The following is a 26,319-nucleotide window of genomic DNA, read 5'->3' as shown; positions in this document are numbered from 1 at the left end:
AAAACCGACCAGAGCTTCAACGCCATCATCCATCTCGCCGCCGCCGTGATAAACTCCAGATGAATCTCAACAGGCCCTAGTCGGCTGCCAGAGTAGAATTATCAAAAGGTCTCAGAGGGAGCCGAGCTTGCCCAGGTCTTTCGCGACCAGGTAGTAAAAAGTCACCCGGCTCTTGGTGTTGTCAGCAGCCATTGCCTTGCAAGTCTTCTCGATTGCCGCATCGGCCTTCGCCGCGTCGCTGATGCCGAGTTTCTTGGCGACCCAGTTGTCCCTGACGCGCCCAAGCTCCTTCGGGTCGGTGCAGGATACCAGCGAGGAATCACGGTTCCTGAGCGCGATGCCCAGGTGCTTTACGATCTTTTCGACCGCATCCGCACTGGCACCAGCGTCGTATTTCTTCACGTCTGCAAGATAGTCGGCCATCAAAATTCCCCTCGTCGGCGCCACGGATCCGATCGATGAGGCTGTGGCGCTGCTGCAACTTGTGCCTTTAGGTCGGCTACTCCTCACCGTGGCAAAGCTTCGGTGGAGACCGCGCCCAAGTCAACCCTTTGGAGATGCGGTTTTGACGGGTACAAAGTGCCATTGCGGCCTTTCATTTCTTGCGATGGGTCACTATATTCATCTTGTCGGCTTGACCGACTATGGTGATAAATGGGCGATGAAATAAGCCGTTCGGACCCGGGGGCGGTACCCGGCGCCTCCACCAAAAGCCGCTGTCGGCGACAGCGGTTTTTGCTGGGGGCGAAATAGGATCGACGAAGGTGTAAAGATCGTACTTTTGCCCGGCATGGTACCACCGTTATCGGGCTAAACCTGTAGTTGCAAATGACAACTATGCGGAAGCACGTCTCGCCGCGTAAGCGGTGCGATAGCTTCAATTCAAGCCCTAGGGGTTCGCACTTCTAGGCGGGGTTCGGAGGTACCTGGCAACAGAAACCTCCACTTCTCCCCTCCTCCTTCGATATGCGTCACGCGCAACGGCAGCTCCCAGTCCAGGCAAATCCTTGTGCGACCTGTCAGCCGCCAAGGCGCGGCACCTCGCGCGCCTCTCCATGGATAAAACATGCAAAGCGATTCCGATCGATTCTTCGTGCTGACCGGAGGTCCCGGCTCCGGCAAGACCACCTTGGTCGCAGCCTTGCGCCGGGCCGCCGAGTTGATGCTGTCATGGGAGATGCGCTCGTACTAGGTCGCGCGAGAACAGACCGGGCGCCCTGTTTTCTTCGATCGCGGCGTGCCGGACACGCTTGGCTATCTCAGGCTAAGCGGCCTGCCGGTGCCCCAGCATGTCAGTTGCGCAGCGAAACGTTTCCGCTCCAGCCCGCGCGTCTTCGCCGCCCCCCATGGCCGCAGATTTTCGCGCAGGATGAAGAGCGCAGGCAGACGCCTGATGAGGCCGAACGCACCTGTCATGCACTGGTCGGCGTCTATACGGAACTTGGCTACGAACTGGTCCCGCTACCTTCGGCACCGGTCGAGGAGCGGTTGCGCTTCGTGCTCGCCGAGGCAGGATCGATATGAAAAAGGCCGGGGAGAACCCGTGGGGAGAACCCGGCCCTTTGTTTGGAATGGCGAGTGTTTATTCCGCCGGGGCCTGGACGGTTTCGCGCGAACGGCCGAGCGTGACCTTGGCCAGCGTGAACGAGATCACCGCGCACAGCGTGATGCCGGCCACCATCGGCAGCGGCGTGCCGTCGAAGAACACGCCGGCAACGCCCATGGCGACTGCGCCGATGGCGAAGTGCAGCGTGCCCATCAGCGCCGAAGCCGTACCGGCGATCTCGCCATGTTCTTCCATGGCCAGCACCGAAGTGGTCGGGATGACCAGACCGAGGAAGCCGTAGCCGACGAACAGCAGTGCCGCCATCACGTCGAGCCGGTCGATGCCGGTCGCCATCACTGCGAACAGCACCACCATCGTCGTTGCATAGCCGGTCACCGCGACGCGCACCACGCGCCGCAGGCCGAACCGCTCGGCCAGCAATCCCGTCATCTGCGACATGCCGATGAAGGCAACCGCATTGATCGAGAAGAATACGCTGTAGACCGAGGGCGACAGCCCGTAATGATCGATCAGGATGAATGACGAACTCGACAGATAGACGAAGAAGCTCGCGATGCCGAAGCCGGCGATCGCCGTCAGGCCGAGGAAGTTGCGATCGCCCATCAGCAAGCGGTAGCCCGACAGCGCGGTGCCGAAGGAGGATCCGGCGCGGTCTTCCACCGGCCGCGTCTCCTTGAGCGAGGTTGCCAAAAGGATGGTGGCCAGCAGTGCCGCACCCGTCACCGTCCAGAACACGGCGCGCCAGCCGAAATTCTCGATGATCTGGCTGCCGGTCAGCGGCGCCAGGATCGGCGACACCGAAAACACCAGCATCAGCAAGGACATCAGCTTGGCGGCCTCATTGCCGGTGTGCAGGTCGCGAACGATGGCACGCGGAACGGCCATGCCGGCGCTGGCGCCAAGCCCTTGCAGGAAGCGGAAGGCGATCAGCCATTCGATGGTCGGCGCCATTGCCGACCCGATGCCGCCGACCATGAACAGCGCAAGGCCGCCATAAAGCGGCAGCTTGCGGCCGACCATGTCCGAGATCGGCCCGACGACGATCTGGCCAAAGCCCATCGACAGGAAGAAGATCAACAGGCTCATCTGCACGGCCGCGGTGCCGGCGTTGAGATCGGCGCCGATCGACGGCAATGCGGGCAGATACATGTCGATGGCGAACGGGCCGATGGCGGACAACAGGCCGAGCACGACCGCTATGCGGAGGAATTTGGGACTCATGATATAGGCTTCTTTCAAGTCTGGTTGCCGCCGCCAGGCGACGTCTAACCTAGGACGTTCCATCCCATGAGATTCCGACACCCAAGAGCGAATTTTATTCGTCTCAGCGGGCGAAATCTCTTTATGTTATGTCCACAAATTTAGACAGTCTTGTCTAATTCGTCAATCACCTCTATATAGATCTTAATGAAGCTGCACGTTTCTCCTGACACTTTCCCGCCACGCGGCCATGAGGCCAAGCGTCTGTCGATCGTCGATTCCGCGGCTGCCGTGTTTTGCCGCGAAGGGTTCGCCGGCGCCAACATCGATCTGATCGCCGCCGAGGCCGGCGTCTCGCGCCAGACCATCTACAATCATCATGGTGACAAGGAGAAATTGTTCGTCGCGGTGGTTCGTGATCTGACCGAGCGCTGCAATGCCGGCATCTTCGCCACCATTGCCACCTTCCCCGATCGGCCCAAGGATCTCGAAGCGGATCTGATCGGCTTTGCCGTGCGCTTGAACCAGAACTGCATCTGCAGCCGCGACGGAAAATTCCTGCGCAAGCTGATCCAGACCGAAGGCGAGCGCTATCCCGAACTGTTTGCGGAGTGGCGCGAACAGGGACCGGGCAGGACATGGCCGGCGATCGCCGCCCGCTTTGCCCGCCTTGCCTATGGCGGTTACCTCGCGATCGAGGACCCCGATGTGGCGGCACGCCAGTTCCTTGGCCTCGTCAATGCCGAACTGCAGACGACCTTCATGCTTGGCGGCTCGCCGAGCGAGGACGAAGTTGTGCAATCCGCGACGAATGGCGTGCGCACCTTCCTGCGCGCCTTTGGCAAGCGCCGCTCCACGATACCGGTTGAAAAGCAGACCGCGCTCGCCAGCGCCTGAGCGATCAAATCGTTGGCAATAGTCCTCGTCTCGGTGCGGTGGCGGTCTATATCAGGTTTACGCCGCCCTAAAGCTTGATTACAGCTATGCGGACGATTCAATGGAACCCTACCGTCACATGGCCGACGACCACATCCGCTATGACATTCTGGCCCAGGAGGCGTTGCGCGGCGTCATGCGCAAGGTCCTGGCCGAAGTCGCGCGCACCGGCCTCCCCGGCAACCACCACTTCTTCATCACCTTCCTGACCGGCGCGCCGGGCGTGCGCGTGTCGTCGCGTCTGCGCGAGCGCTATCCCGAGCAGATGACCATCGTCATCCAGTTTCAGTATTGGGACCTGAAGGTGACCGACACCGGCTTCGAGGTCGGCCTGTCCTTCTCCGACGTGCCGGAGAAACTCGAAATCCCGTTCTCGGCCGTGCGCGGCTTCTATGATCCCTCGGTCAATTTCGAGCTCGAATTCGACGTCAAGACGGACGGTGCGGCCGAGGAACCAGCCGCTCAAGCCTCGCCCGAGCCATTGACCATCGTCTCCGAGAAAAAGCCGAAGGCCGAGAAGAAGGCCGCCGCCGAGGCGGAGAAGAAGCCCGCGGCGGCGGACGCCGCCACCAAGGGCGCCGAAGTGGTCTCGCTCGACGCCTTCCGCAAGAAATAAGCCAAGCTCGCCATGGCCGAAATCATCAACCTCCGCCAGGCCCGCAAGCAGAAGGCGCGGGGCGAAAAGGTGCGCGTTGCCGACCAGAACCGGGCGTTGCACGGCCGTTCCAAAGGTGAGAAGCAACGCGACCACCTGATCGCCGACAAGGCCGAAAAATTCGTCGCTGGCCACCGCCGCGAGCCATCCGGCGGCGAAAACGAACAATGAGCGCTCTGCCGTGAGCGCGGTCGAAAAGCGCTCGGTGACCATTCGCGGCCACCGCACCAGCTATTCCCTTGAAAAACCTTTTTATGACGACCTCGTCGCGATCGCGGCGACCAGAAAGCTGACGCTCGCCGCCCTTGTCGCCGAGGTCGACGAGACGCGGCCCCGCGACACCAACCTGTCCTCGGCGCTGAGGCTCTATGTCCTGGGCTGGGCGAAACGCAGCGCGGACGTATAACTGCGGCAGGGCGTTCCCAGGCAGGCGCACCCGCAATTATTTTCCCGGGCATCCCGAATCCTTTGGCTTCGCCGCAACGTCTCGGACATGAGCGGCCTGCTGGGCGCGGGCAATCAAGAGGAACAACTTCGATGAAACGCCACCTGATACGCTACAAGACGAAACCGGAACGGGCCGACGAGAATGAACGGCTGGTCAAGGCCGTGTTCCACGAGCTGCGGGAAAAATCGCCGGAAGGCGTTCGCTACATGACATGGCGTTCCGACGACGGGACCTTTGTCCATCTGGTCGAGACGGAAACCGAGGCCCATGTCGACATCATCACCGGGTTGGCGGCATTCGAGGCCTTTCAGAATGGCATCAGGGATCGCTTGATCGAACGTCCGCAGCGCGAGGAAATGACCGTGGTGGGCAGTTATCGTATGCTCGACCAGTAGGTGGAACACGGCACTCATGGCAGGCGCATGAATATCATCATTGACGTCGAACAACGCGAACTCTTCAGCCGCCTGTTCGGCGAACTGCGTCCAAAGCTGCACCGCTACTGCGCCCGCATGACGGGCTCGGTCATCGACGGTGAGGACGTGCTGCAGGAAGCACTGGCCAAGGCATTCGAGGCGCTGCCGAATGCCGGCCCGATCGCCAATCCCGAGGGCTGGCTGTTCCGCATCGCTCACAATGCGGCGCTCGACTTCCTGCGCCGGCGAGCCCGCGAAAAGACTCTTTCCGATGAGGACCCGGACATGATCGTCGACCCGGCAAACCCCACCGTCGACCGTCAGGCCGCGGCGGCCGGCCTCCATACCTTCATGCGCCTCCCTCTCGCGCAGCGAAGCAGCGTCATCATGATGGACGTTCTGGGCTATTCACTGCAGGAGATCAGCGCCACGCTCGACACCAGCATCCCCGCCATCAAGGCGGCCCTGCATCGCGGCCGCGGCCGGCTGCGTCGGTTCGCGGACGAACCTGACGACCGCCCTCTCCCCAAGCTGAGCGCGGCCGAGCGTCTGCTGCTCGACGCCTATATCGACCGATTCAACGCCCGAGACTTCGACGCCGTGCGCAACATGCTGGCCGATGAGGTGCGGCTGGAGCTGGTGGCAAGGACGCGGCTGAATGGTCGCCAGGAGGTCGGCACCTACTTCCACAATTATTCCCAGGTGCAGGATTGGCGCTTCGTGCCGGGCTTCGTCGAAGACAGGCCGGCAGTCCTCGTCCGCGACAGTGACGATCCAGCGGCCCGGCCATCCTATTTCATCCTGCTGGCCTGGCAGGACGGCAAACTCCTGACCGTCCGGGATTTCCGCCACGCCCGCTATGTGGCGGACGGGGCGCAACTGCTCGTTCTTTGAAACGATTTCGGGGCGGAAAGGCCTTCCCTACTGCCTACTGCCTACTGCCTACTGCAGTGACTTCAGCAGATTGTCGAGCGTGAACGGATTGGATTTCGGCTTGGCCGGCGGCGGATTGCCGTTGGCCTCCGGCAGTGGCGCACGCTCCACCTTGGGAGGCTGCTGCGCGGCTTTGCGTTCGGCCTCGAGCCTTGCCTTTTCCTGCGAGACCACACGCATCGCCTCTTCCACCTTCTGCCGCTCCTGCTCGGCCTGCGCCTTGGCCGCCTCGTCGGCGGCCTGCCGTTCAACAGCGGCCTTGGCGTCCGCATCCGCCTTGGCTTTGTCGTCGGCATCCGCCTTGGCCTTCGCCTCGGCGTCGGCCCGAGCTTGGGCGTCGGCCTCGGCTTTGGCCTGAGCGTCCGCTTCGGCCTTCGCCTCGGCCTCGGCCTTCAGCCGCGCTGCTTCCTCCTGCTTGCGCAATTCCTCGGCGGCCTTGTCACGTTCGGTCTGCAGCGCCGCGTAGTAGCGTACCTCGCGCCGCAGCCGCTGCTTTTCGAGCAGTTCGGCCTGCATTGCCTCGACACGCTGCTGCTCCCTTTCCAGCGCGCGCTGAGTCAGGAACTGCGCCAGCGGCTCGCTGTCGAACTCTCGTTTCACCGCGCCGAAGGGCCCCTCGGCGGTGAAATTCACCGTCGGCTCGGAGCCGACCAGGGCGTCATCGCCCGGCCGATAGGCGATCGTCCCCTTGGCGGAAATCATGCTGGTATTGAGATCGGCCGTGATGTCGGCGGACAAGGTCGCCGCCGGATTTTCGAGGTTGACCGGCGGTGCCCTGAGCATACCGCCAGCAACCGTGAAGGCGATATCGGTGTCCTTGGCGGCAAAACTGCCATCGGCGGCAATTTCAGGCGCAAAGCCGGCGGTCTTGGCCGCATCGATGTCACGCCCGATCGCATCCGCCTTGGCGAGGAATGCACTGAACGCATCGGGATTGACACCGGCGACCTGCAAGCCCCTCAACGCCGCCGTACCGGAGCCAGACAAGGCGGCCACCATTCCTTCGACCGATTTGCCGCTGCTTGACAGCGCCGCCGAGAAATCGCCATTGCCGCTGATGCCGGCATCCGGCAGCATGGTCGCCAAGTCGGCGCCAGCCAGTTTCATCTGGCCGGTGAAAAGGCCGGTGCCGTCATTGTTCTTCAGCTCGAACAGGCCGGTCAGCGCCCCGCCCAGCAATTTCGCCTTCAGATCCGAAACGCGGATGCCTTCCTGGTCGAGCTTGAGCGAAAAGGCGGCATCATAGGCGGTGGCGAACCGGCCGGCGGCAAGCGCTGCCGTCGTCAGGTCGAGATCGGCGGTGAACGGCAGATTGGATTTCTGGCTGAACGGCGTTGCCCGCCACGCCCCACTCTTATCGGTTCCTTCCTTGTCGGCAAGGAAGGCGGAATCGCCGAACAGCGCCACCGCCATCGGATCGAGGTCGAGTTCGTCGAGCGCCAGCGCCCCGGCCAGATGCGGCACGCCGTCCTTGACGTCGACATTGACGTCGCCGGACACCGCCGCTTCGTTGATGGCGCCGCTGAGTTCGTCCAGCACCAGCAGACCGTTGCCATAGTCGCCCTGCGCCGAGAGCGACGTCGACATGCCGGCACCCATGCCTGGCAGGCCGATGCCTGATGTCATCAGCCATGGTTCGATGTCGGCGGCATCGAGGCTAAGCTTGCCCTTGGCGGCGAGGCCTTGCGGGGTGTCGGCGATCGTTCCCTCAAAACCGGCCTTGAAGTCATCGCCGGCAAGGCTGAAACTCGTCGCCAGGCCGCCGCCAAGCGTGCCCTTGGCCTGGATGTCCGTGCTTGCCTCGCCCAGCATGCCAAGCGGCAGCGCCGGCAGGCCGTAGAGCGCCAGCAGCGCGGTGGCGTCAGGATTTTTAGCGTTGAAGGTCAGCGCCACCGGAGCTTCGAGAAGCTTGTCCACCGCCCCCTTCCCCGACAGCGACGCGGAAAAAGCCGAGCCGCCGGCCTTGCCTTGCCCGCTCACCGCCAGGCCCGAGGTGCCGTCGCCATTGTCCGCCGCACTCGCCACCAGGTCGACGCGCGCATCCTGGAACAGCTCCGGATAGGCGGCGGCACGGCTTGCCAGTCCTTTGAGCACGGCGCTGTCGGGATAATGCTGGGCGGCGACATCCATCAGTGGCTTCAGGTCGACGGCAACCACCGAGGCGTCGAGCTTGCCGGTCGGGCGTGCCGGGAAATCCTTGATCCTGCCGGTGGCGCTGATCGAGGCGCCGGCCAGCCCGCCCACCGACAGCCGGTCGATTTCGAGCAGCCCGTCGCGCAGCCTCAGTGCGGTATCGACCGTGTCGGCGGTCAGCCCGCCGGCGCTGACCGGACCGGCCTTGATCTGGAAATCGAGGTCGCGGTCGGCAAAGCGATTGGCACCCTTGTCGCTGACGAAGATCGAGGCAAAGGCCGCCAGCCCGTCGACATCGAGTTCGCCGCCTTCGAGTCGCATCAGCACCGACGGCTTGGCATCGTCAGGCTGGCTAGCATCGATGCGGCCGGAAAACTTCGCCTTGCCCAGGATCAGTTCGAGATCACTGAAGGCCTGCCGCTTTTCCGAGAGGTCGACCTTGGCCTTGAAGCCGGCGGCGGGCAAACGGCGGATCGCCTCGTCGACGTCCTTCGACAGCCACGCTGCAAAACCCGAAGGTTGCGCCACGGCGAGCAGCAACGAGCCGTTGAAGCCGAAATGGCCCTCCACGTTGAGCAAGAGCATGCCATCGGCTTCCAGCGTGGTGCGACCGGGCAAGGTCGCGGCAAGCGATTTCACCGACCAGCCGCCATCGACCGGCTCGGCGGACAGATGAACGTCGCGCACCGTGGTGTCGCCGGCCACCACCGCTGGCAGCTTGACCTCGACGGTACCGGGAATGGTCGGTTTCGGCATATCGAGCAATGCCTGCTCCAGCCCCGCAATGCGCTGATCCAATGTCAGCCCGGCACCAGCTTGCGCACCCACCGCCTCGTCGAGCTGCACCTGAGCGCCACTGGCTTCGATGGCAAAGCTGGGCTCTAGCCCGAGATCGACCGAGGCCTTGCCGTCGGCGGTGTAGGGGTTGTCGAGCGGCCCGGTCTCGAATCGAAATTCGTCGACGCCCAACTTCTGGTGGTCGAGCGAAAACTTGCCGTTCAGCCGAAAGCCCGGATCGGGCTTGCCGGCGCTGACCTTCGTCTCGCCATCGGTGCCGCGCAGCTCCGCGCTGTTCTTGTCGGCGCCATTCTTGTCCGGATTTGAGATCTTGAACTGGCCGGAATAGACGGCAGCCCCATTGACGATGCCGGCATTGCCGTCGGTCTCGATGACCAGCGGATAGGCGTCCGGATCGGCCTTCAGCCGAAGCCGCATCTGCCCTGTGCCTTCGGCCTTGCCGGTGGACGCCGCGACCGTGGTGCGAAGACCGTCCAGCCGCAGCGTGCCGTCCATGCGCCACGGGCCGGCCAGCGACTTGGCCGAAATGGTCGAATTTATCTCGGACATCAGATGGCTGCGGCCGCCGGCGGCATGGCGCAGTTCGACCTGACCTTCGGTCACCGTCAGCTTTTCTATCGAGATCTGGTTGAGGTCGAAGGGCGAGGACGGCCGCATCGCCCAGTCGACCGTGCCGTCATTGGCAATATCGATGGTCGCTTTCGGCCGCACCAGCCGCATGTCGAAGATCAGCACTTCACCGCGCAGGAAGGGCGCCAGTTCCGCATCCATCGAAAACGTCTCGACGGTCATGGCCGGCTGGCCGTTGGGGCCACCGGCGACAGCGACATTCGCGAAGGTCACCGACGGGAACGGCAACAGCCTAGCCGTGGCGTCGCCCCGCACGGTCACCTTGCGGCCGAGAATGGCGCTCGCCTCGCGTTCGAAATCGGCGCGGTAGCCGGTCCAGTCGACAAAATACGGCACCACCAGCGCCGCACACAGCACCAGCACAAAAAGGCCACCGAAGATCACGAACAGGCGAGCGAGCATCAGCTCCGAACGGGTTGATTGAAATTCTGCCGCACTCTACCCGCATCCGCGTGTCGATAAAGAGGCAAATCATCCAGTGTTGCCTGATGTCCGGTGATCTGAAACAAATCCCGGCAAAGCGGAGATTCGAATGTCTGGGAAGAACTGGGACCGGGTGCCGATCGATGCGCAGAGCGTCGACGCTCCGCTGTCGCTTTCGGCGGTCTTTCTTGTCGTCACTGTCGTCAGCGAACAGAGCGCGCTCGCCAAGGTCGCCTCGGTGCTCGGCGAACTTGATGACCTGGTGAAGACCGTCGGGTTCCGCGACCTCTCCGGGCGACTGTCGTGCATAGCGGGCATCGGCCGCGATCTCTGGGACCGTTTCTCTCCCGATCGGCGCCCGCTCGAATTGAAACCGTTCGCGCCGATCAAGGGAGCCGTTCATTCGGCGCCATCGACAGCGGGCGATCTTCTCTTCCATATCCGGTCCGAACGCCCCGACATGTGCTTCGAGTTCGAACGCATTCTGCTCGACAGTCTCGGTGACGGCGTGACCGTCGTCGATGAAGTCTCGGGCTTTCGCTATTTCGATGCACGCGACCTGCTCGGCTTTGTCGACGGAACCGCCAACCCGACCGGCCTCGATCTGCCGGCCTCGGCACTCGTCGGCGATGAAGACGCCGAATTCGCCGGGGGCAGCTATGTCGTCGTGCAGAAATATCTGCACGATCTCCAGGCGTGGGCACGGACCCCGACACCCCTCCAGGAAGAGATCATCGGCCGCACCAAGATCGACAACATCGAAATCGACGATGACGCCGCGCCGCGCAAGTCGCACAAATCGCTCGCCACCATCGAGGATGCCGATGGCAACGAATACGACATCCTGCGCGACAACATGCCCTTCGGCCGGCCGGGGCAGCAAGAGTTCGGCACCTATTTTATCGGCTATTCCAGATATCTCTGGGTGATCGAGAAGATGCTTCAGCGCATGTACATCGGTGAGCCGCCGGGCGCTTACGACCGCCTGCTTGATTTCTCCACGCCGTACACCGGCACGACATTCTTCGCGCCAACTCGCCCCATGCTGCAAACCCTTGTTCAGGGCGTGTAGGAGAAGCTTGCGGCCGCACGCTAACGCTCCGGGATTTACTTCCGCTTTGGGCGCATGCGAACATAGTCGACACCCGCTGCTGGCCCTACCGCGATGACCAGAGCGGCGTCGTGCGAGGCCAAATGGCTTCGCTGGCCATTGGGACTAGCTTCTTTGGAACGTGTCCGCGCTGGTCGACATCGAACGCCACCAATTCAGTTTTTCGATTTTCGCAGGTTGGCCCTCGCCGCTGGCCTTAATCGCCACATCCGAGACGACAAACCACAACGTCTCCATTTTTCCCTCCCGAAGGAGGCCGGTATAAGAGACGATTGCATCGCCGACTGGCGTTTTCCCGCCGCCGGCAAAACTTATGCAATCGCCGCAGTGGACGCCCAAAATCGGAATTTCCTGGCCATGGAAACCGCTATCCGTCAGCGCGGTTCGAAACGATCCCGATATGCGATTGTCCGCATCATCGGTGATTTCGACAATGGACCCGTATTGATTCTTCCAGACGCCTTTCCAGTTCATGGGCGACCGCTCCGCTAGACGATGTTCCGTTGGTTGCCGCAACGTGAAAGCTATGAATCGGTTCCGAAGGTGGCGGACCGTTTCAGACCTCGCAGTGCGGCCGATCTCGGTTCCATCGTGGCCCGGTCGAAATGAGCCGTATGTGAACCTTGCGTCGGAGGACTCGCCTAGTTTCCCGGCAATATCTTGCCCGGATTCATGATGTTCAAGGGATCGAGCGCCTGCTTGATAGTGCGCATGATGTCGACGCCATGGCCGAGCTCATGACGCAGGAAGCCGATCTTGCCCTGGCCGATGCCGTGCTCGCCGGTGCAGGTGCCATCCATGGCGATTGCCCGCATGTTGAGCCGCGCGACGAACTTTTCCGACTGCGCGATCTCCTTGGGATCGTTCACATCCATCAGCACCAGCACGTGAAAATTACCGTCACCGGCATGACCGACGATCGGTGCGATCAAGCCCATCTCGGCGATATCGGCTTCGGTTTCCATAACGCATTCGGCAAAGCGCGAAATCGGCACGCAGACATCGGTCGACAGCCCCTTGGCGCCCGGCCGCAGCGTCAGCGACGACCAGTAGGCGTCGTGCCTGGCCTTCCACAGTTTGGTGCGCTCCTCGGCAACGCTGGTCCACAAGAACGGCCCGCCGCCATTCTCCTCGGCGATCATGCCGAAAGTCTCGGCTTGTTCGGCAACACCGGCATCGCTGCCGTGGAATTCGACGAACAGGCACGGGCTCTCGGGATAATCGAGCTTCGAATAATTCTTCATCGCCCGCATCTGCAGCGCATTGACCAGTTCGATGCGCGCCACCGGAATGCCCATCTGGATCGTCGCGATGACCGCGTTGCAGGCCGCCTCGACGCCCGGAAACGGGCAGACGCCGCCGGAGATCGCTTGCGGAATGCCTTGTAGCCTGAGCGTCAGCGAGGTGATGATGCCGAGCGTGCCTTCCGAGCCGATCAGCAATCGCGTCAAATCATACCCGGCCGAACTCTTTTTCGCGCGCTTGCCGGTCGTCACCGTTTCGCCGTCGGCCATGACCGCCGTCAGCGACAGCACGTTCTCGCGCATCGTGCCGTAACGCACCGCGTTGGTGCCGGACGCCCGCGTCGCCGCCATGCCGCCGAGTGAGGCATTGGCGCCCGGATCGATCGGAAAGAACAGGCCGGTGTCGCGCAGATGCCGGTTCAGATCCTCGCGGGTCACGCCGGGCTCGACCGTGCAGTCGAGATCCTGCGGATTGACCGCCAGGATGCGGTTCATACGCGACGTGTCGACCGATATGCCGCCGCCCGGTGCGTTGGTGTGACCTTCCAGCGACGAGCCGACGCCGAAGGCGACGACCGGCACGCGGTGCGCGGCGCAGGCGCGCACGATCTCCTGCACCTCGGCGGTCGTCTCGGGAAAGGCGACGCCGTCCGGCGCCTGCGTCGGAATATAGGTGGTGGTGTGCGCGTGCTGGGAGCGGATGGCCTCGCCGGTCTGAAAACGTTCGCCCAGCCGCTGCTTGAGGATGCCGAGCACCGCGGCGATGCCTTCCTCGTTGCGTTCGACCGGATTGAGGTCGCTCAGAGCCATGAATTCCTCCGCGAATGGACCAGCGTCCACCCTTGTTGTGCGATTATGGATGCGTAGTCTTACCCGCCATGCTCTGTCCAGCGCCAGCATAAGGAAGTTTCGATGCCCATCTCCGCCCCCTTCGTCTCCCGACCGATGGACATCGAGAAGGATTGGATCGATTACAACGGCCATCTCAACATGGCCTATTACAACGTGCTGTTCGACCGCTGCTCGGACGACGCCTTCGACGTAATGGGCATGGGGGCGAACTATGCCAGGGACCGCCGCCTCACGATCTATACGGCCGAAGTCCATGTTTGCTACGTGCAGGAGTTGCATCTCGAGCACAAGGTCACGGTCTCCTTCCAACTCATAGACCATGATGACAAGCGGCTGCGGGTTTACCAGGAAATCCGCCATGTCGACGGCTGGCTCGCCGCCACCTCCGAATCGCTTTCGCTGCATGTCGACATGTCCGGACCGAAGGTAGCGCCCTTCCCCGCCGATGTGCTTGCCAAGGTCGAAACCATGCGCGCCGCCCACTCGGCACTGCCGATGCCAGAGCGCGCCGGCCGCTCGATCGGCATCAAACGCAAATAGGGGCGAAGCCGAAGCCCATCCCGTTCCGGGCTTCAAAGCACACCGACAACCTAAAATCGCAGAACCTTCAAATCGGCTGGCAGCGGTGCTTGAAGCGGCCCCGCGCCCGCGTTAACCTTACCGAGGTTTTAACGGGAACAAAGCCAATTGGGCCGTTGAACGACTCAGCGGAGCGGTTGAAAACGGTCCGCACAGGGTTGCGATGCGGGCGGCGCGGCGAAGCCGGTTCGAGGGAAGTGCATGAAAACCGACATCAAGGTCGAGGTGGACAGGCTGGCCGCCGATCCGCGCATCACCGACTATGATTTCTGGCGCTCGCTCAAGAACGTCGACAACGAGATATTCCACATTGCCAACAACAACGAACCGATCCCGTTCGACATGATCCGCTGGCGCACCATTCTGAAGCGCGCCCGCCTGAAGCGCGGCCACATATAAACCTTCGAGCCGACCAATCCTTGCCTGCCTAAACCGTACGCTTCACCGCTGCCAGTGGCGAGCGCGCCACCACCGGCGACGACTGGATGATCGCCGTGTTGGTCATCGCGTAGGGGATGATGCGGTCGATCACACGCTCAAGTTCGGCCACCGAGCCGACATGAGCCAGCGCGATGAAACAGTCCTCGCCGGTCACCCGATCGCATTGCGCGATCTCCGGCAACTCACGGATGATTTCGGCCACGACAGCCAGTTGCCCGGGTACCGGACGGATGCGCAGCCATGCCGACAGCGGCAGGCCGAGTGCTGTAGGGTTGATCCTGACCGAATAGGCCTCGATCACGCCGCTCTCCTGCAACCGCTTGATGCGCTCGGCCACGCTCGGCGCCGACAGGCCGACCGAGCGCGCAAGCTCCGCCGTGCTGATGCGCGCGTCCTTTTCCAGCAAGCGCAGGATTTTCATATCCGCGGCATCGAGATCGGCGCTTTCAGTCCGAAGGCGTTTCATGAAAAAATCCTTGCTTCCGGGAGGAACACGGCAGGAAGAGCCAATCATCACCCATATAAACAGGCAAATTTGCCTGCGATACTGATCCGATGGATGATCAAACGCAAGCTCTCGCGGCGGACCCTGCCGCTGCCGGCTCCACCCTCGGCAGGCTGACAGAAAAACTGCCGCCGCATGTCTGGTTCGGCGTCAGCGCCGTCTTCCACTATCTCGGGCCGGCATTCGCCGTGCTGCTCTTCCCGCATGTCGGCGTGCTTGGCATGGCGTGGCTGCGCATCGCCACCGCCGCGCTGATCTTCGCACCGCTGACCCGTCCGTGGCGAACCTTCGCCCGCGCCGAGCGCTCGAGCCGGCTGCTGTTGCTGGCCTTCGGCGCCTGTCTGGCGGTGATGAACTGTTCGTTCTACCTGGCACTCGACCGCTTGCCGATATCGCTGGTGGCGGCGATCGAATTCGTCGGCACCATCGGTGTCGCGGTGATCGGCCTCAAGACCCCGCGCAATCTCGCCGCGCTTGCCATCGCCGTCACCGGCACCTTGCTGCTCATCGACGTCAAGTGGTCGAGCGATCCCCTGGGACTGTTCTGGGCCTTCCTCAACGGCACGCTGTTTGTCGGCTACATCGTGCTCGGGCACCGCGTGGCCCGCTCAGGCGCGGGCGGCGGCATCGCCGGCCTTGGTGCCGCGATGGCGATCGCTTTCATCATCGTGCTGCCGATCGGCTTCAGAGATGCGCTGCCGGCCTTTTTCTCACCGCCGCTGCTGCTCGCCGCCATCGGCGTCGGCATCTGCTCGTCGGTTATCCCCTACATCTGCGATCAACTCGCCATGTCGCGGCTGCCGCGCGCCAGCTTCGCGCTGATGCTGTCGCTGCTGCCGGTCACCGCGACGCTGATCGGCGTCATCGTGCTGCGCCAGATTCCAAGCCTCACCGATTGCCTCGGCATTGCGCTGGTGGTCGCCGGCGTCGCTTTCCACAAACCGGCGCGCTGAAACGACGCCGGAAGCTACGCCAGCTTCTCCTTCAGAAAGGCGATTGTGCGTCCCCAGGCGAGGTCGGCCGCCTTCTTGTCGTAGCGGGCGGCCGAGGTGTCGTTGTTGAAGGCATGGTTGGCGCCTTCATAGACATAGACCGTGTATTCGACATGCGCCGCATCGAGCGCCTTCTTGAAGGCGTCGATGCCGGCATTGATGCGCTCGTCAAGTCCGCCATAGTGCAGCAGCAAGGCCGCCTTGATGTCAGACACATCGGCGGCGTTCGGCTGCATGCCGTAATAGGCGACGGCGGCATTGAGATCGGGCGCGTTGACGGCAAGCATGTTGACCGTGCCGCCACCCCAACAGAAGCCGATGGCACCGACCTTGCCGTTGCCGTCCTTGTCGCCCTTGAGGAAAGCGACGGTCGCTACACCATTGGCGATGGTCCGTGCCGAATCGAGCTTGGTGAACATGTCGCGCGCCTTGTCCTCATCGGCCGGCGTGCCGCCGAGCGGCGACAGAAAATCCGGCGCCAGCGCCACGAACCCTTCCAGCGCCACGCGTCGCGCTACGTCGCGGATATGCGGATTGAGTCCCCTGTTCTCATGCACGACGATGACCGTGCCGAGCTTGCCCGCCTGATCCGCCGGCTTGACCAGATAGCCCTTCATCTCGCCAGCGCTGCCGGGATAGCTGATGTCCTCACCCTTCACCCGCGGATCGTTGTCGGCGACGATTGCCGCCTGGGCGGAATTCGCCCCCAGAAGCGGCGCGATGGCCGCCGCCGCCGCGCCCGATCCGGCAAGCCTGGTCAACTGCTCCATGAAGCGGCGGCGATCGAGCGTCAGATGCGTGTATTCGTCATAGGCATCGATCATCGCCTGAGTGATGGCGGGCTTGGTGTTGGCTTCGGCTTTCGTCATGGATGCGCTCCTCTGCTTCGGAAAGTCTCGTTGCGGCGCAAGATAGGGTCGAGACTTGCATGGTCCAGTCACGGCTGGGTGACGGTGCTCACCCGAAAGCCGTGATGCGGCAGAACCCGCTGCAATCACATTTTGGTCATTTTCGGCAATCTTGATGCTGCTGCCACAATATAAGGGAAGCTGCCGGCGGCGGTCTCTGTGCGCGCGATCTGACCAGAAGGAACAACACCCATGACCTTCTTCACCCCGGTCCTTGCAACCACTTTGGTGCTCGCCGCTGCCGCCCTGCTGGCGCTGCGCTCGGCCGCCTCTGCCAGGCGATCGATGGTCAGGGTCCGCAGTAACCAGCGCCAGCCTGCATCCAAGAAAACCCAAGGTTGAGGTCAGGCCATGAACGTCCAGGATATTGTCAACACCGTCTCCCAGAAAGCAGGCCTCGACCAGGCGACGACTGAAAAAGTCGTCGGCACCATTTTCTCGGTGCTTGAGCACGAGGCGGAAGGTACAAGCGCCTCGTCGTTTTTCGCCAAAATCCCCGGCGCTGACGACCTCGCCCACCAGTACGATGTCATGGCCGCCGCTCCGGCCGGGGGCGGCTTCCTGTCATCGCTGCAGGGCGCAATTGGCGGCGTTTTGGGTGAAAAAGCCGGCGCGCTGGTCAACGGCCTCGCCGCGCTCAAGGCATCCGGCCTCGATTTGGCGCAGATCCAGAAGGCCGGCGAAACGTTGGTCCAGCAGGCCGAAGCAGCGGCTGGCCCCGACCTGACCAACCAGGTGCTCGGCTCGGTGCCCAGCCTGAAGAGCCATCTCGGGCTTGGCTGATCGTTTCGCTACTGACGCCGCGTAGCGCTGCCCCTCATTGCCCTGCCGGGCATTTCTCCCCGTATAGCGACGGGGAGAAAGACGCTTTCATCGATGGTTTCGTCAATCGCCAGCGCTGCAGGAATTGCCCCTTCTCCCCGTCGCTATACGGGGAGAAGGTGGCGGCAGCCGGATGAGGGGCGGCGCGATGTTCCGAAAGATCGCCCGTGCAAAAGCTGACCTCCCAGAAACAATCCCCTACTTCGGCAGCGCATAGGCCATCACATAATCCCCCGGCTTGGTGCCCACCGAGCCGTGGCCGCCGGCGACGATGACCACGAACTGGCGGCCGTCGGCGACCGTATAGGTCATCGGCGTCGATTGTCCGCCGGCCGGCAGCCGCGCCTGCCAGAGCTGCTTGCCCGATGTCAGGTCATAGGCGCGCAGATAGTCGTCGACCGCGGCCCCCAGGAAGGCGACGCCGCCGGCGGTGATCATCGGCCCGCCGATGCCGGGCACGCCGACCTTCAGCGGCAGCGGCAGCGGGGTCATGTCGTAGACGGTGCCGTTGCGGTGCTTGTAGGCGATGGTGCCGGTCCTGAGATCGACGCCGGCGACATAGCCCCAGGGCGGCGCCTGGCAAGGAATGCCGAGCGGCGACAGGAACGGTCCCATCACCACCGCATAGGGCGCGCCCTCGTTGCGGTTCAGTCCCTGCTCGCTGCCGCGCCCCTCGTCCGGCGGCGGTACCTGATCGCGCGGAATGAGCTGCGACTTGAACGCCAGATAGGTCGGCATGCCGAACAGCACCTGCCGGACCGGATCGACGGCGACGCCACCCCAGTTGAAGGTGCCGAAATTGCCGGGATAGATCAGCGAGCCCTGGACGGAAGGCGGTGTGTAGCGGCCCTCATAGCGCAGGCCCTGGAATTCGATCCGGCAAGCCAACTGGTCGAACATGGTGAGACCCCACATGTCGGCGCCGGTGAGCGGCTTCGGCATGAAGGTAAGATCCGAGACCGGCTGCGTCGGCGATGTGTGGTCGCCCTCGATGGCGCCGCCGGGCGCCGGCACTTCGTTGACCGCGATGACCGGCTCGCCGGTTCGGCGGTCGAGCACATAGAGGTCGCCCTGCTTGGTCGGCCCGACCAGTGCCGGCACCACCGTGCCGTCGGCCTTGGTGATGTCGATCAGGCTCGGCTGCGCCGGCACGTCCATGTCCCAGAGATCGTGGTGCACGGTCTGCCGCACCCAGCGCAACTGCCCGGTGTTGAGATCGAGCGCGGTGATCGACGACGAGAACTTCTCGACATTGGCGCTGCGCCCGGCGCCGAGTTGATCCGGCGTCTGGTTGCCAAGCGGCACATAGAGCAGGCCGAGCTTCTCGTCGGCGCTCGGCGTCGACCACATGTTGGGCGAGTTGGCGGTGTAAGTCTGGCCGGCCGCCAGCGGCGTCGTCTGGTCCGGATTGCCGGAATCCCAGTTCCATAGCAGCTTGCCGGTGGCAGCGTCGTAGGCGCGGATGACGCCGGACGGCTCCTGGGTCGAATAATTGTCGTTGACCGCGCCGCCGACGATGATCTTGCCACCTGATATCAGCGGCGCCGAGGTCGAGTAATAATAGCCCGACTTCGGATAGGGCATGTTGGTCAGAAGGTTCAGCGTGCCGCCCTCGGCGAAGCTGGGGCAGACCTGGCCGTTGGCGGCGTCGAGCGCGATCAGCCGCGCGTCCGAGGTCGGCAGGTAGACGCGGGCAGCGCATGGCTGGCCGGCGGCGATGGCCGCATCGGCATAATAGGACACGCCGCGGCAAGTCTGGTGCTGGCGGTCCTTGTCGAGCTTGACCTTGGGATCGTAGCGCCATTTCTCCTTGCCGCTCGCGGCGTCGATGGCGATGGCGAAATTGTGCGGCGTGCAGATGTAGAGCGTGTCGCCGATCTTCAGCGGCGTCACCTGATAGGTGGTCTCGCCGATGTCGTCCGGACCCTTCACGTCACCAGTCTGGTAGGTCCACGCCGGTTGCAGCTTGGCGACATTGTCCGGTGTGATCTGGTCGAGCGGCGAATAGCGCTGGCCGAACTGCGTGCGGCCGTAATAGTGCCATTCGCCGGCCGGCACATTGTTACCGAGGTTGGCGTTGGGGATCACCTTGTCGGTGTCGAGTTCTCCAGCGATGTCCTTCGGATCTGCTGTCATCGAATAACCGGCGACGGCAAGCGATGCCAGCACGGCAAGGATGAGCGGCGCGCGCGCGTCAGGCCCGGCAAGACCACGCCTCGCCGACGGCGTCAGCAGCCATAGCGCCACCAGCACGATGATGCCGCCGCGGGGCCCAAGTTCCCACCAGTCGAAGCCGGTCTCCCAGACGGCCCAGGCCAGCGTGCCGAGCACGATCGCCGCGTAGAGCCACAGCGCGGTGGATCTGCGTCGGTAGAGCAGCCAGGCGGCGATCAGGAAGGCGAGGCCGGCGACGATATAGTACCAGCTGCCGCCCAGCGAAGCCAAGCGGATACCGCCGCCGCCGAGCGCCAGGCCTATGAGCAAGAGGACGAGGGAGGTGGTGGTGACAGCCAAGATGATACTCCTTCGACTGTTGCGCTTTGCGACGCCAAGGACAGCCCGACGCAATCGTTCCTGCCCAGGACACAACTTTCTCCTGACCGCCGCGCCTGTCAAGTTGGCCACACGCCATGGTGGCAATCCATCTTGCTTGTATCAGGGTTTCCAGCAGTCTCGGCGCCATGACGACCGACGAGGCGCGCTCGTTCGGTTTTCGTCACTCTCGGTTACTGCAAGGCCTGAACGGCGATATCAGGCACTTTGCCGGAACAAAACGTAGACACTTCTGGTCTTTCGCCCCCGAATCACTACATTCGGGGCGATGTCCGGCTTTTCCGAAGACATGCCCTTTTTCGATGAACCCAATGCGCGGCCCTCGGCCCCGTCGGGTATTGCCGCGCGCGCCATGGCTGCCCGTGGCGGCCACAACAATGCACCCGACTATCTGAAGGGGCTGAACCCCGAGCAGCGGCTGGCGGTGGAAACCACCGAAGGTCCGGTTCTTGTGCTGGCCGGCGCCGGCACCGGCAAGACCCGCGTGCTCACCACCCGCATCGCCCACATCCTCGCCACCGGCAAGGCCTTCCCGTCGCAGATCCTGGCCGTCACCTTCACCAACAAGGCCGCCCGCGAGATGAAGATCCGCATCGGCGTCCTGATCGGCGAAGGCAATGTCGAGGGCATGCCGTGGCTCGGCACCTTCCACTCGATCGGCGTCAAGCTGCTGCGCCGCCATGCCGAACTTGCCGGATTGAGATCCGACTTCACCATCCTCGACACCGACGACGTCGTGCGGCTGATCAAGCAGCTGATCCAGGCCGAGGGACTCGACGACAAGCGCTGGCCGGCCAAGCAGTTCGCCCAGATGATCGACGGCTGGAAGAACAAGGGGCAAGGTCCGGCCGACATCGCCGAGGGCGACGCGCGCGCGTTCGCCAACGGCAAGGGCCGTGAACTCTACAAGGCCTATCAGGAGCGGCTGAAGACCCTGAACGCCTGCGACTTCGGCGATCTTCTCTGCCACCCGATCCGCATCTTCCGCGCTAATCCGGATGTGCTGAAGGAATACCACAAGCGCTTCAAATACATCCTCGTCGACGAATATCAGGACACCAACACCGCCCAGTATATGTGGCTGCGGTTGCTGGCGCAGCGGCCTGATGCCGGGCGCGCGTCGACATCGACGGATGTGCGATCGGCCGAAGGCCGCAAGCCCGACCGGGCGTCGGCCGGCCAGGCCGCCCCCGCGGAGGCCAGCGAGCGAAGCTCGCGTACGGCCGTGAGCGACAACAAAGTAAACATCTGCTGCGTCGGCGACGACGATCAATCCATCTATGGCTGGCGCGGCGCCGAGGTCGACAACATCCTGCGCTTCGACAAGGATTTCCCCGGCGCCACCATCATCCGCCTGGAGCGCAACTACCGCTCGACCGCGCACATCCTTGGCGCCGCCTCCCACCTCATCGCCCACAATGAGGGCCGTTTCGGCAAGACGCTGTTCACCGACCGGAACGAGCCGGATGACGGCAAGGTGCATGTCCATGCCGCCTGGGATTCCGAGGAGGAAGCCCGCGCCGTCGGCGAGACCATCGAGACCTACCAGCGGCAAAAGCACAATCTCAACGACATGGCGATCCTGGTCCGCGCCTCCTTCCAGATGCGGGCCTTCGAGGACCGCTTCATCACGCTCGGCCTCAACTACCGCGTCATCGGCGGCCCGCGCTTCTATGAACGTCTGGAAATCCGCGACGCCATGGCCTTCTTCCGCGTCGTCGCGCAAGGCGCCGACGACCTTGCCTTCGAACGCATCGTCAATGTGCCCAAGCGCGGCCTTGGTGAAGCCACCATCCGCCAGATCCACGACACGGCGCGCGCGCTGCGCATCCCGATGCTGGAAGCCGCCGCCAAGCTCGCCGAAAGCGACGAACTGAAGCCGAAACCGCGCGCAGCCCTTCGCGAAGTGGCTGCCAATTTCGAGCGCTGGCAAAAGGCGCTGGAAACAACGCCGCACACCGAACTCGCCGAGACCATTCTCGAAGAGAGCGGCTACACCGACATGTGGAAGAACGACCGCTCGGTCGAAGCGCCAGGCCGGCTGGAGAACCTTAAGGAGCTGATCCGCTCGATGGAGGAGTACGAATCGCTGCGCTCCTTCCTCGAGCACGTAGCACTCGTCATGGATGCCGAGCAGAATGCCGGGCTCGACGCCGTCAGCATCATGACGCTGCATTCGGCCAAGGGCCTCGAATTCGAGACCGTGTTCCTGCCCGGTTGGGAGGAAGGCTTGTTTCCGCACCAGCGCGCGCTCGACGAAGGCGGCCGTTCCGGATTGGAGGAAGAGCGCCGCCTGGCCTATGTCGGCCTGACGCGGGCCAAGAAGAACCTGCATATCTGGTTTGTCTCCAACCGCCAGATCCACGGCCTGTGGCAGTCGACGATCCCGTCGCGTTTCCTCGAAGAATTGCCGAACGCCCATGTCGAGGTCGCCGAAAGCGGCAACTCCTATGGCGGCTACGGCAATTCATACGGCGGCGGTTCTTTTGCCTCCGGTCGCGGCGGTCAGGGCGCGGGAAGACAGAACCCCTATGGCGCTTCGCGCTTCGACAATGTCGGCGCCGACACCGAAAAATCCGGCGCCTTCTCCAACACCTATGCGACGCCAGGCTGGCAGCGCGCGCAGGCCAACCGCACCGAGGCCACCGACCGCAACTGGGGCTCGCGCTCCGGCCATCAGGTCGAGCGCATCGGCTATGGCGAGACGGACAGCGGCTACGGCGCCGGCCGCACCTCGGTCAAGGGCCGCACCATCGACGGCGAGCTGGTCGCCAAATCCGTCGCCGACAAGCCGTCCGCCTTCAACGTCGGCGACCGCGTCTTCCACCAGAAATTCGGCAACGGCAACATTTCCGCCATCGAAGGCAACAAGCTGACCATCGACTTCGACAAGGCCGGCCAGAAACGCGTGCTGGACGGGTTCGTCGCGGCGGTGTGAGCGCATTTGCAATTTGCCTGACATCCGGGAACAAATAGGGTACAATTTCTTGCATGGCCTACGACTCACGTTATATTGCAAATTTGGTGCTCGATCGTGCGGACGCAGAAGGGCTGGGGATTACAAATCTTGAGATCAACAAAATAATATATTTTCTGCATTCCACATATCTAGCTAATTTTGGAGAGCCGTTAATTGAAGCAAAGATCGAGGCTTGGGACTACGGTCCAGTAATTAGGGAGATATATTCGGAATTTAAATCTTTTGGAGCTGCCGATATTAGAACAAGAGCCACGAGGCTCGATTTAAATTCTTTGAAGAGAGTGCCCGTATACGAAACTATAAGCGGGCCTGATGCAAATTTCCTGCATCCGATAATTGACAAATACATGCGCTTGGGGGCGACAAAACTTGTGAATATGTCCCATGAAAAAGGTGGGCCGTGGGACCTAGTGTATAATGCTTCGGGGAGGAGCAATCCTGGAATGGAGATATCCGACGATCTCATCCAGCAATATTTCTTACGTCAAACCCGGCACTAATGAGGAACGCTCGTGCAGATAAGCAAACTTAGCAGGCCTCCCTACGCTCACAACTGGGTCCGATATGTTTTTCCGGATCGCGCCCGAACGACGAAAGAACTCGTTAGATTTGTGACCGGCTTTCCAACGACTACGTATTCTGCGGCGTCGCCGATTATTCGAGACCGAATTGTCTATGGACTCGATCGGCGCACCGCGTTGATTGCGGCAATGTCGAAGGGACGCGCAAATAGCCGTGGTATTGTCGGCGAGTACGTTGAGGCGTTTTATGACTACGATGAAAAAAGGGGCTACTTCGGCAAGCCGTGTTTTGACGAAATAATTGAACCATTTCGAGTTGGTAAGGGGCTTGTCGTTCCCGTGAAGCCCCTCATAACCATCATTGAGAATGGGCTTCAGGTTCCTATCTTTACAGTGGGTTGGGCAAACTTCCCGTTGACCATCTGGCAAATGCGTTTGCTCGCCACGATTTTTGAGGATGCTGTGTTTTCGCTAACCGATTTTAGGAAATCGCCTGGCGAATTTCTCTGCTTCCCAAAAGTTGGAAAAGGCGATTCAGCGAAACGCCAGCCCCTCGTGTGGAACCGCGGTGACTTTGAGCTTCTCTCAAGAAATGAATTACGCGAGTGCCTCGATGAATTTCTGTTGGCGCTAGAAGACGCGAAAATTATTTTAGAAGCAGCACATCGGAAAGAACAGGCCGAGGCTCCGGTTGTTGAAGAGAAACCATTGGGTGAAACACCACTATTCGACTGGCGCTAAATGCGGCTGAGCTACCGATACCGCGCCTGGTTCCACTTATGCCCCAGCAGCGACAGGATGATGATCAGCCCGTTGAAGAACTGCACGTAGAAGCCGCTCAGGCCCGCCGCTACGACGCCGGTCTGGATGAACGACACGGTGACGGCGCCGATAGCGCCGCCGACGACGGTGCCGATGCCGCCCCAGGTCGGGGTGCCGCCGACGAACACCGATGCCAGCACCGGCAGCAGATAGCCGTCGCCGGCTGTCGGCCACCAGGTGAAGTTGATCATCACCGAGAAGGTGCCGGCGATCGCCGCTCCGATGCCGACGAAGACGAACACCTTCACCCGCACACGCTTGACGTCGATACCCATCTGCTGGGCGCTGTCGGGGTTATCGCCGACCACCCTCACCTGCGCACCGAAGCGATGGCGGTTGTAGAGCATCGCCGACAGCACGACAAAGGCGATAGCCCAGAAGACCTGCACCGGGATGCCCATGAGCTGACCGGAGAAGATCGTGTAGGCCCAGCTGTCGGCAAGGCTGGTCAGCGCCATCGACTTGCCCTCGTTGATGATCTGGATCAGGCCCCGCAGCAGGAAATTCATGCCGAGCGTCGCGATCAGCGACGATAGCCCGCCATAGACCACCAGCGACCCGACGAGGAAACCGAGCAGCATGCCGGTGATCAGCGCTGCGACTATGCCGAGGAACGGATCATAGCCGGCCTGCACGACCAGCGCGAAGACCCATGAGGCAAAACCCATCGTCGCCGGAAACGACAGGTCGATCTCGCCGCAGGTGACGACGAAGACCAGCGGCACCACCACGAACAGCGCCACCGGCAGCGTGGTCAGCACCGAGCGGTAGAGGTACCAGGTGGTGAAGACCGTCGGGTTGGCGATGATGAACACCGCCATCATGACGATGAACACGCCGAGCGTGCCGAGCGAGGCGCGGTTGTCGAGGATGAAGCCGCGCATCCAGTGATCGGATGGGTGTTTCCATTCCTTCTGAGGGCTACCTTGCCGGGAAATGCCGGCGGACGGCTCGTGCAGATCGGGCTCCATGGTCTTGCTCATCGCGTTGCCTGCTCCGTATCGCCGGTGTCATGCAGTCCGGCCAACCCGCCCGGGTGCGCGACGTCTTCCATGAAATTGATGAGGTCTTCGGCCGACTTGACCTGGCTGCGGTCGGTCGTCAGTGCGACCTTGCCGCGATCCAGCACGACGAAGCGATCGGCGATGTCGAAGACATGGTGGATGTTGTGCCCGATGAACAGGATCGAGCGGCCGCTCGCCCGCACCTGGCGCACGAAATGGAAGACCTTGGCGGTCTCGGTCAGCGACAGCGCGGTCGTCGGTTCGTCGAGGACGATCAGCTCCGCCTGCTTGTAGATGGCGCGCGCGATCGCCACGCCCTGGCGCTCGCCGCCGGACAGCTGGCCGACGATCGAATGCGGCGTGAACACTTTCGAGGTGAAACCGATCTCGCGCATCAGCCGGCTCGCCTCCTCGATCTCCTTGTTGACCCTCAGAAAGCCCATGAAGCCGGTGAGTTCGCGGCCCATGAAGATGTTGCGCACGATGGTCTGCTGCACGGCCAGCGCCCGATCCTGAAACACCGTCTCGATGCCGGCGTCGCGCGAGCGTGCCGCGCTCCATCCGGTAACCGGCTTGCCGCGCACCAGGATCTCGCCGCTGGTCGGCTTGACCACGCCGGACAGGATCTTGATCAGCGTCGACTTGCCGGCGCCATTGTCGCCGATCAAGCCGACCACCTCGCCGCGGTCGACGCTGAGATTGACCCCGCCCAGTGCATAGACGTGGCCATAGGACTTGCTGATATCGCGCAGTTCGATGAGACGTTCGGCCATGGCGGTCCTCGCTTGATTGTCTCGTGCCGGCTTCTCGCCGGCGGTTCCGCCGGCCGGGCCTGAACCCCGGCCG

General features: G+C 62.6%; 25 protein-coding genes, 1 other RNA gene and 1 pseudogene. 17 read left to right on the top strand and 10 right to left on the bottom strand.

What is annotated here, in order from left to right:
- Positions 1-111 precede the first annotated feature (111 nt).
- On the bottom strand, positions 112-423 hold the full coding sequence (locus tag NKH02_RS16200) for a DUF2853 family protein (protein ID WP_352880011.1): 312 nt from the start codon (positions 421-423) through the stop codon (positions 112-114).
- 166 nt (positions 424-589) lie between these two features.
- Between NKH02_RS16200 and ssrA the strand changes: the two genes are divergently transcribed.
- Together ssrA and NKH02_RS16190 are read left to right on the top strand one after the other, a co-directional pair.
- Positions 590-947: a transfer-messenger RNA gene (ssrA, locus tag NKH02_RS16195) on the top strand.
- A 119-nt stretch (positions 948-1,066) separates the two neighbouring features.
- Positions 1,067-1,524, top strand: a pseudogene (locus tag NKH02_RS16190) (AAA family ATPase).
- 58 nt (positions 1,525-1,582) lie between these two features.
- Here the strand turns inward: NKH02_RS16190 and NKH02_RS16185 are convergent.
- A complete protein-coding gene (locus NKH02_RS16185) occupies positions 1,583-2,788 on the bottom strand; it encodes a multidrug effflux MFS transporter (protein WP_352880010.1) in 1,206 nt (401 codons plus the stop codon).
- A gap of 186 nt (positions 2,789-2,974) precedes the next feature.
- Here NKH02_RS16185 and NKH02_RS16180 point away from each other — a divergent pair, with 186 nt between their 5' ends.
- From NKH02_RS16180 to NKH02_RS16155, 6 genes are all read left to right on the top strand, one after another.
- A complete protein-coding gene (locus NKH02_RS16180; RefSeq protein ID WP_352880009.1) occupies positions 2,975-3,664 on the top strand; it encodes a TetR/AcrR family transcriptional regulator in 690 nt (229 codons plus the stop codon).
- A 118-nt stretch (positions 3,665-3,782) separates the two neighbouring features.
- A complete protein-coding gene (locus NKH02_RS16175; RefSeq protein ID WP_352865602.1) occupies positions 3,783-4,319 on the top strand; it encodes an SspB family protein in 537 nt (178 codons plus the stop codon).
- Between the two features lie 12 nt (positions 4,320-4,331).
- Positions 4,332-4,529 carry a DUF4169 family protein gene (locus tag NKH02_RS16170; protein ID WP_352865216.1) on the top strand — a complete coding sequence of 66 codons (198 nt, stop codon included), beginning with the start codon at positions 4,332-4,334 and terminating at the stop codon, positions 4,527-4,529.
- A gap of 10 nt (positions 4,530-4,539) precedes the next feature.
- Positions 4,540-4,764, top strand: a complete 225-nt coding sequence (locus tag NKH02_RS16165) for a ribbon-helix-helix domain-containing protein (RefSeq protein WP_352865218.1) — start codon at positions 4,540-4,542, stop codon at positions 4,762-4,764.
- A gap of 131 nt (positions 4,765-4,895) precedes the next feature.
- Positions 4,896-5,201 carry a hypothetical protein gene (locus NKH02_RS16160; RefSeq protein WP_352880007.1) on the top strand — a complete coding sequence of 102 codons (306 nt, stop codon included), beginning with the start codon at positions 4,896-4,898 and terminating at the stop codon, positions 5,199-5,201.
- Between the two features lie 27 nt (positions 5,202-5,228).
- Complete coding sequence (locus NKH02_RS16155) at positions 5,229-6,116, top strand: sigma-70 family RNA polymerase sigma factor (RefSeq protein WP_352880013.1); 888 nt, start codon at positions 5,229-5,231, stop codon at positions 6,114-6,116.
- 48 nt (positions 6,117-6,164) lie between these two features.
- On the opposite strand, the gene NKH02_RS16150 is transcribed toward NKH02_RS16155, so the two are convergent.
- Positions 6,165-10,118, bottom strand: a complete 3,954-nt coding sequence (locus NKH02_RS16150; protein ID WP_352880005.1) for an AsmA family protein — start codon at positions 10,116-10,118, stop codon at positions 6,165-6,167.
- Positions 10,119-10,248: 130 nt separating this feature from the next.
- Here NKH02_RS16150 and NKH02_RS16145 point away from each other — a divergent pair, with 130 nt between their 5' ends.
- The gene (locus NKH02_RS16145) at positions 10,249-11,211 is read left to right on the top strand and encodes a Dyp-type peroxidase (RefSeq protein WP_352880003.1); all 963 of its coding nucleotides are present in this window, start codon (positions 10,249-10,251) and stop codon (positions 11,209-11,211) included.
- A gap of 144 nt (positions 11,212-11,355) precedes the next feature.
- Here the strand turns inward: NKH02_RS16145 and NKH02_RS16140 are convergent, their stop codons facing one another.
- Together NKH02_RS16140 and NKH02_RS16135 are read right to left on the bottom strand one after the other, a co-directional pair.
- On the bottom strand, positions 11,356-11,724 hold the full coding sequence (locus tag NKH02_RS16140; protein WP_352880001.1) for an avidin/streptavidin family protein: 369 nt from the start codon (positions 11,722-11,724) through the stop codon (positions 11,356-11,358).
- A 167-nt stretch (positions 11,725-11,891) separates the two neighbouring features.
- Positions 11,892-13,304 (bottom strand): FAD-binding oxidoreductase, encoded by a 1,413-nt coding sequence (locus NKH02_RS16135; RefSeq protein WP_352879999.1) that lies wholly within the window; start codon positions 13,302-13,304, stop codon positions 11,892-11,894.
- Positions 13,305-13,406: 102 nt separating this feature from the next.
- Here NKH02_RS16135 and NKH02_RS16130 point away from each other — a divergent pair, with 102 nt between their 5' ends.
- Both NKH02_RS16130 and NKH02_RS16125 read left to right on the top strand, forming a co-directional pair.
- Entirely contained in the window at positions 13,407-13,886 is a 480-nt protein-coding gene (locus tag NKH02_RS16130) for a thioesterase family protein (protein ID WP_352879998.1), read from the top strand.
- 240 nt (positions 13,887-14,126) lie between these two features.
- The gene (locus tag NKH02_RS16125; protein ID WP_352879996.1) at positions 14,127-14,324 is read left to right on the top strand and encodes a hypothetical protein; all 198 of its coding nucleotides are present in this window, start codon (positions 14,127-14,129) and stop codon (positions 14,322-14,324) included.
- Positions 14,325-14,352: 28 nt separating this feature from the next.
- Here NKH02_RS16125 and NKH02_RS16120 read toward each other — a convergent pair whose 3' ends face one another.
- A complete protein-coding gene (locus NKH02_RS16120) occupies positions 14,353-14,832 on the bottom strand; it encodes an Lrp/AsnC family transcriptional regulator (protein ID WP_352879994.1) in 480 nt (159 codons plus the stop codon).
- Positions 14,833-14,921: 89 nt separating this feature from the next.
- Here NKH02_RS16120 and NKH02_RS16115 point away from each other — a divergent pair, with 89 nt between their 5' ends.
- Positions 14,922-15,824: an EamA family transporter gene (locus NKH02_RS16115; RefSeq protein WP_352879992.1), complete on the top strand. Its 903-nt coding sequence runs from the start codon at positions 14,922-14,924 to the stop codon at positions 15,822-15,824.
- A gap of 14 nt (positions 15,825-15,838) precedes the next feature.
- Here the strand turns inward: NKH02_RS16115 and NKH02_RS16110 are convergent, their stop codons facing one another.
- Positions 15,839-16,732, bottom strand: a complete 894-nt coding sequence (locus tag NKH02_RS16110) for a dienelactone hydrolase family protein (RefSeq protein WP_352879990.1) — start codon at positions 16,730-16,732, stop codon at positions 15,839-15,841.
- 231 nt (positions 16,733-16,963) lie between these two features.
- Between NKH02_RS16110 and NKH02_RS16105 the strand changes: the two genes are divergently transcribed.
- Together NKH02_RS16105 and NKH02_RS16100 are read left to right on the top strand one after the other, a co-directional pair.
- Entirely contained in the window at positions 16,964-17,113 is a 150-nt protein-coding gene (locus NKH02_RS16105; protein WP_352879988.1) for a hypothetical protein, read from the top strand.
- A 9-nt stretch (positions 17,114-17,122) separates the two neighbouring features.
- Positions 17,123-17,554, top strand: coding sequence for a hypothetical protein (locus NKH02_RS16100; protein ID WP_352879987.1), 432 nt, complete (start codon positions 17,123-17,125; stop codon positions 17,552-17,554).
- Between the two features lie 237 nt (positions 17,555-17,791).
- Here NKH02_RS16100 and NKH02_RS16095 read toward each other — a convergent pair whose 3' ends face one another.
- Positions 17,792-20,107 (bottom strand): glucose/quinate/shikimate family membrane-bound PQQ-dependent dehydrogenase, encoded by a 2,316-nt coding sequence (locus NKH02_RS16095; RefSeq protein ID WP_352879985.1) that lies wholly within the window; start codon positions 20,105-20,107, stop codon positions 17,792-17,794.
- Positions 20,108-20,414: 307 nt separating this feature from the next.
- On the opposite strand from NKH02_RS16095, the gene NKH02_RS16090 reads away from it, so the two are divergent.
- From NKH02_RS16090 to NKH02_RS16080, 3 genes are all read left to right on the top strand, one after another.
- Entirely contained in the window at positions 20,415-23,084 is a 2,670-nt protein-coding gene (locus NKH02_RS16090; RefSeq protein ID WP_352879983.1) for an ATP-dependent helicase, read from the top strand.
- 53 nt (positions 23,085-23,137) lie between these two features.
- Positions 23,138-23,626, top strand: a complete 489-nt coding sequence (locus tag NKH02_RS16085) for a Panacea domain-containing protein (RefSeq protein ID WP_352865254.1) — start codon at positions 23,138-23,140, stop codon at positions 23,624-23,626.
- 111 nt (positions 23,627-23,737) lie between these two features.
- Positions 23,738-24,388: a hypothetical protein gene (locus NKH02_RS16080; protein WP_352865257.1), complete on the top strand. Its 651-nt coding sequence runs from the start codon at positions 23,738-23,740 to the stop codon at positions 24,386-24,388.
- 11 nt (positions 24,389-24,399) lie between these two features.
- Here the strand turns inward: NKH02_RS16080 and NKH02_RS16075 are convergent, their stop codons facing one another.
- Both NKH02_RS16075 and NKH02_RS16070 read right to left on the bottom strand, forming a co-directional pair.
- Positions 24,400-25,452: an ABC transporter permease gene (locus tag NKH02_RS16075; RefSeq protein ID WP_352879982.1), complete on the bottom strand. Its 1,053-nt coding sequence runs from the start codon at positions 25,450-25,452 to the stop codon at positions 24,400-24,402.
- Positions 25,449-26,246 carry an ATP-binding cassette domain-containing protein gene (locus tag NKH02_RS16070; RefSeq protein WP_352865262.1) on the bottom strand — a complete coding sequence of 266 codons (798 nt, stop codon included), beginning with the start codon at positions 26,244-26,246 and terminating at the stop codon, positions 25,449-25,451. Before NKH02_RS16070 ends, NKH02_RS16075 begins: the two co-directional genes overlap by 4 nt.
- Between the last annotated feature and the right edge of the window lie 73 nt (positions 26,247-26,319).

Origin of the sequence: Mesorhizobium sp. M1396, assembly GCF_040317725.1 — a bacterium.
GTDB lineage: Bacteria > Pseudomonadota > Alphaproteobacteria > Rhizobiales > Rhizobiaceae > Mesorhizobium.
Note: the sequence above shows the minus strand (reverse complement) of the source record. Positions and strands in the feature narration are given on the sequence as shown.

Excerpts from the sequence above, each read along its gene's own strand:
- NKH02_RS16200 (WP_352880011.1), bottom strand. The coding sequence starts at position 423 with ATGGCCGACTATCTTGCAGACGTGAAGAAATACGACGCTGGTGCCAGT.
- NKH02_RS16185 (WP_352880010.1), bottom strand. The coding sequence starts at position 2,788 with ATGAGTCCCAAATTCCTCCGCATAGCGGTCGTGCTCGGCCTGTTGTCC.
- NKH02_RS16180 (WP_352880009.1), top strand. The coding sequence starts at position 2,975 with ATGAAGCTGCACGTTTCTCCTGACACTTTCCCGCCACGCGGCCATGAG.
- NKH02_RS16175 (WP_352865602.1), top strand. The coding sequence starts at position 3,783 with ATGGCCGACGACCACATCCGCTATGACATTCTGGCCCAGGAGGCGTTG.
- NKH02_RS16170 (WP_352865216.1), top strand. The coding sequence starts at position 4,332 with ATGGCCGAAATCATCAACCTCCGCCAGGCCCGCAAGCAGAAGGCGCGG.
- NKH02_RS16160 (WP_352880007.1), top strand. The coding sequence starts at position 4,896 with ATGAAACGCCACCTGATACGCTACAAGACGAAACCGGAACGGGCCGAC.
- NKH02_RS16155 (WP_352880013.1), top strand. The coding sequence starts at position 5,229 with ATGAATATCATCATTGACGTCGAACAACGCGAACTCTTCAGCCGCCTG.
- NKH02_RS16150 (WP_352880005.1), bottom strand. The coding sequence starts at position 10,118 with ATGCTCGCTCGCCTGTTCGTGATCTTCGGTGGCCTTTTTGTGCTGGTG.
- NKH02_RS16145 (WP_352880003.1), top strand. The coding sequence starts at position 10,249 with ATGTCTGGGAAGAACTGGGACCGGGTGCCGATCGATGCGCAGAGCGTC.
- NKH02_RS16140 (WP_352880001.1), bottom strand. The coding sequence starts at position 11,724 with ATGAACTGGAAAGGCGTCTGGAAGAATCAATACGGGTCCATTGTCGAA.
- NKH02_RS16135 (WP_352879999.1), bottom strand. The coding sequence starts at position 13,304 with ATGGCTCTGAGCGACCTCAATCCGGTCGAACGCAACGAGGAAGGCATC.
- NKH02_RS16130 (WP_352879998.1), top strand. The coding sequence starts at position 13,407 with ATGCCCATCTCCGCCCCCTTCGTCTCCCGACCGATGGACATCGAGAAG.
- NKH02_RS16125 (WP_352879996.1), top strand. The coding sequence starts at position 14,127 with ATGAAAACCGACATCAAGGTCGAGGTGGACAGGCTGGCCGCCGATCCG.
- NKH02_RS16120 (WP_352879994.1), bottom strand. The coding sequence starts at position 14,832 with ATGAAACGCCTTCGGACTGAAAGCGCCGATCTCGATGCCGCGGATATG.
- NKH02_RS16115 (WP_352879992.1), top strand. The coding sequence starts at position 14,922 with ATGGATGATCAAACGCAAGCTCTCGCGGCGGACCCTGCCGCTGCCGGC.
- NKH02_RS16110 (WP_352879990.1), bottom strand. The coding sequence starts at position 16,732 with ATGACGAAAGCCGAAGCCAACACCAAGCCCGCCATCACTCAGGCGATG.
- NKH02_RS16105 (WP_352879988.1), top strand. The coding sequence starts at position 16,964 with ATGACCTTCTTCACCCCGGTCCTTGCAACCACTTTGGTGCTCGCCGCT.
- NKH02_RS16100 (WP_352879987.1), top strand. The coding sequence starts at position 17,123 with ATGAACGTCCAGGATATTGTCAACACCGTCTCCCAGAAAGCAGGCCTC.
- NKH02_RS16090 (WP_352879983.1), top strand. The coding sequence starts at position 20,415 with ATGTCCGGCTTTTCCGAAGACATGCCCTTTTTCGATGAACCCAATGCG.
- NKH02_RS16085 (WP_352865254.1), top strand. The coding sequence starts at position 23,138 with ATGGCCTACGACTCACGTTATATTGCAAATTTGGTGCTCGATCGTGCG.
- NKH02_RS16075 (WP_352879982.1), bottom strand. The coding sequence starts at position 25,452 with ATGAGCAAGACCATGGAGCCCGATCTGCACGAGCCGTCCGCCGGCATT.
- NKH02_RS16070 (WP_352865262.1), bottom strand. The coding sequence starts at position 26,246 with ATGGCCGAACGTCTCATCGAACTGCGCGATATCAGCAAGTCCTATGGC.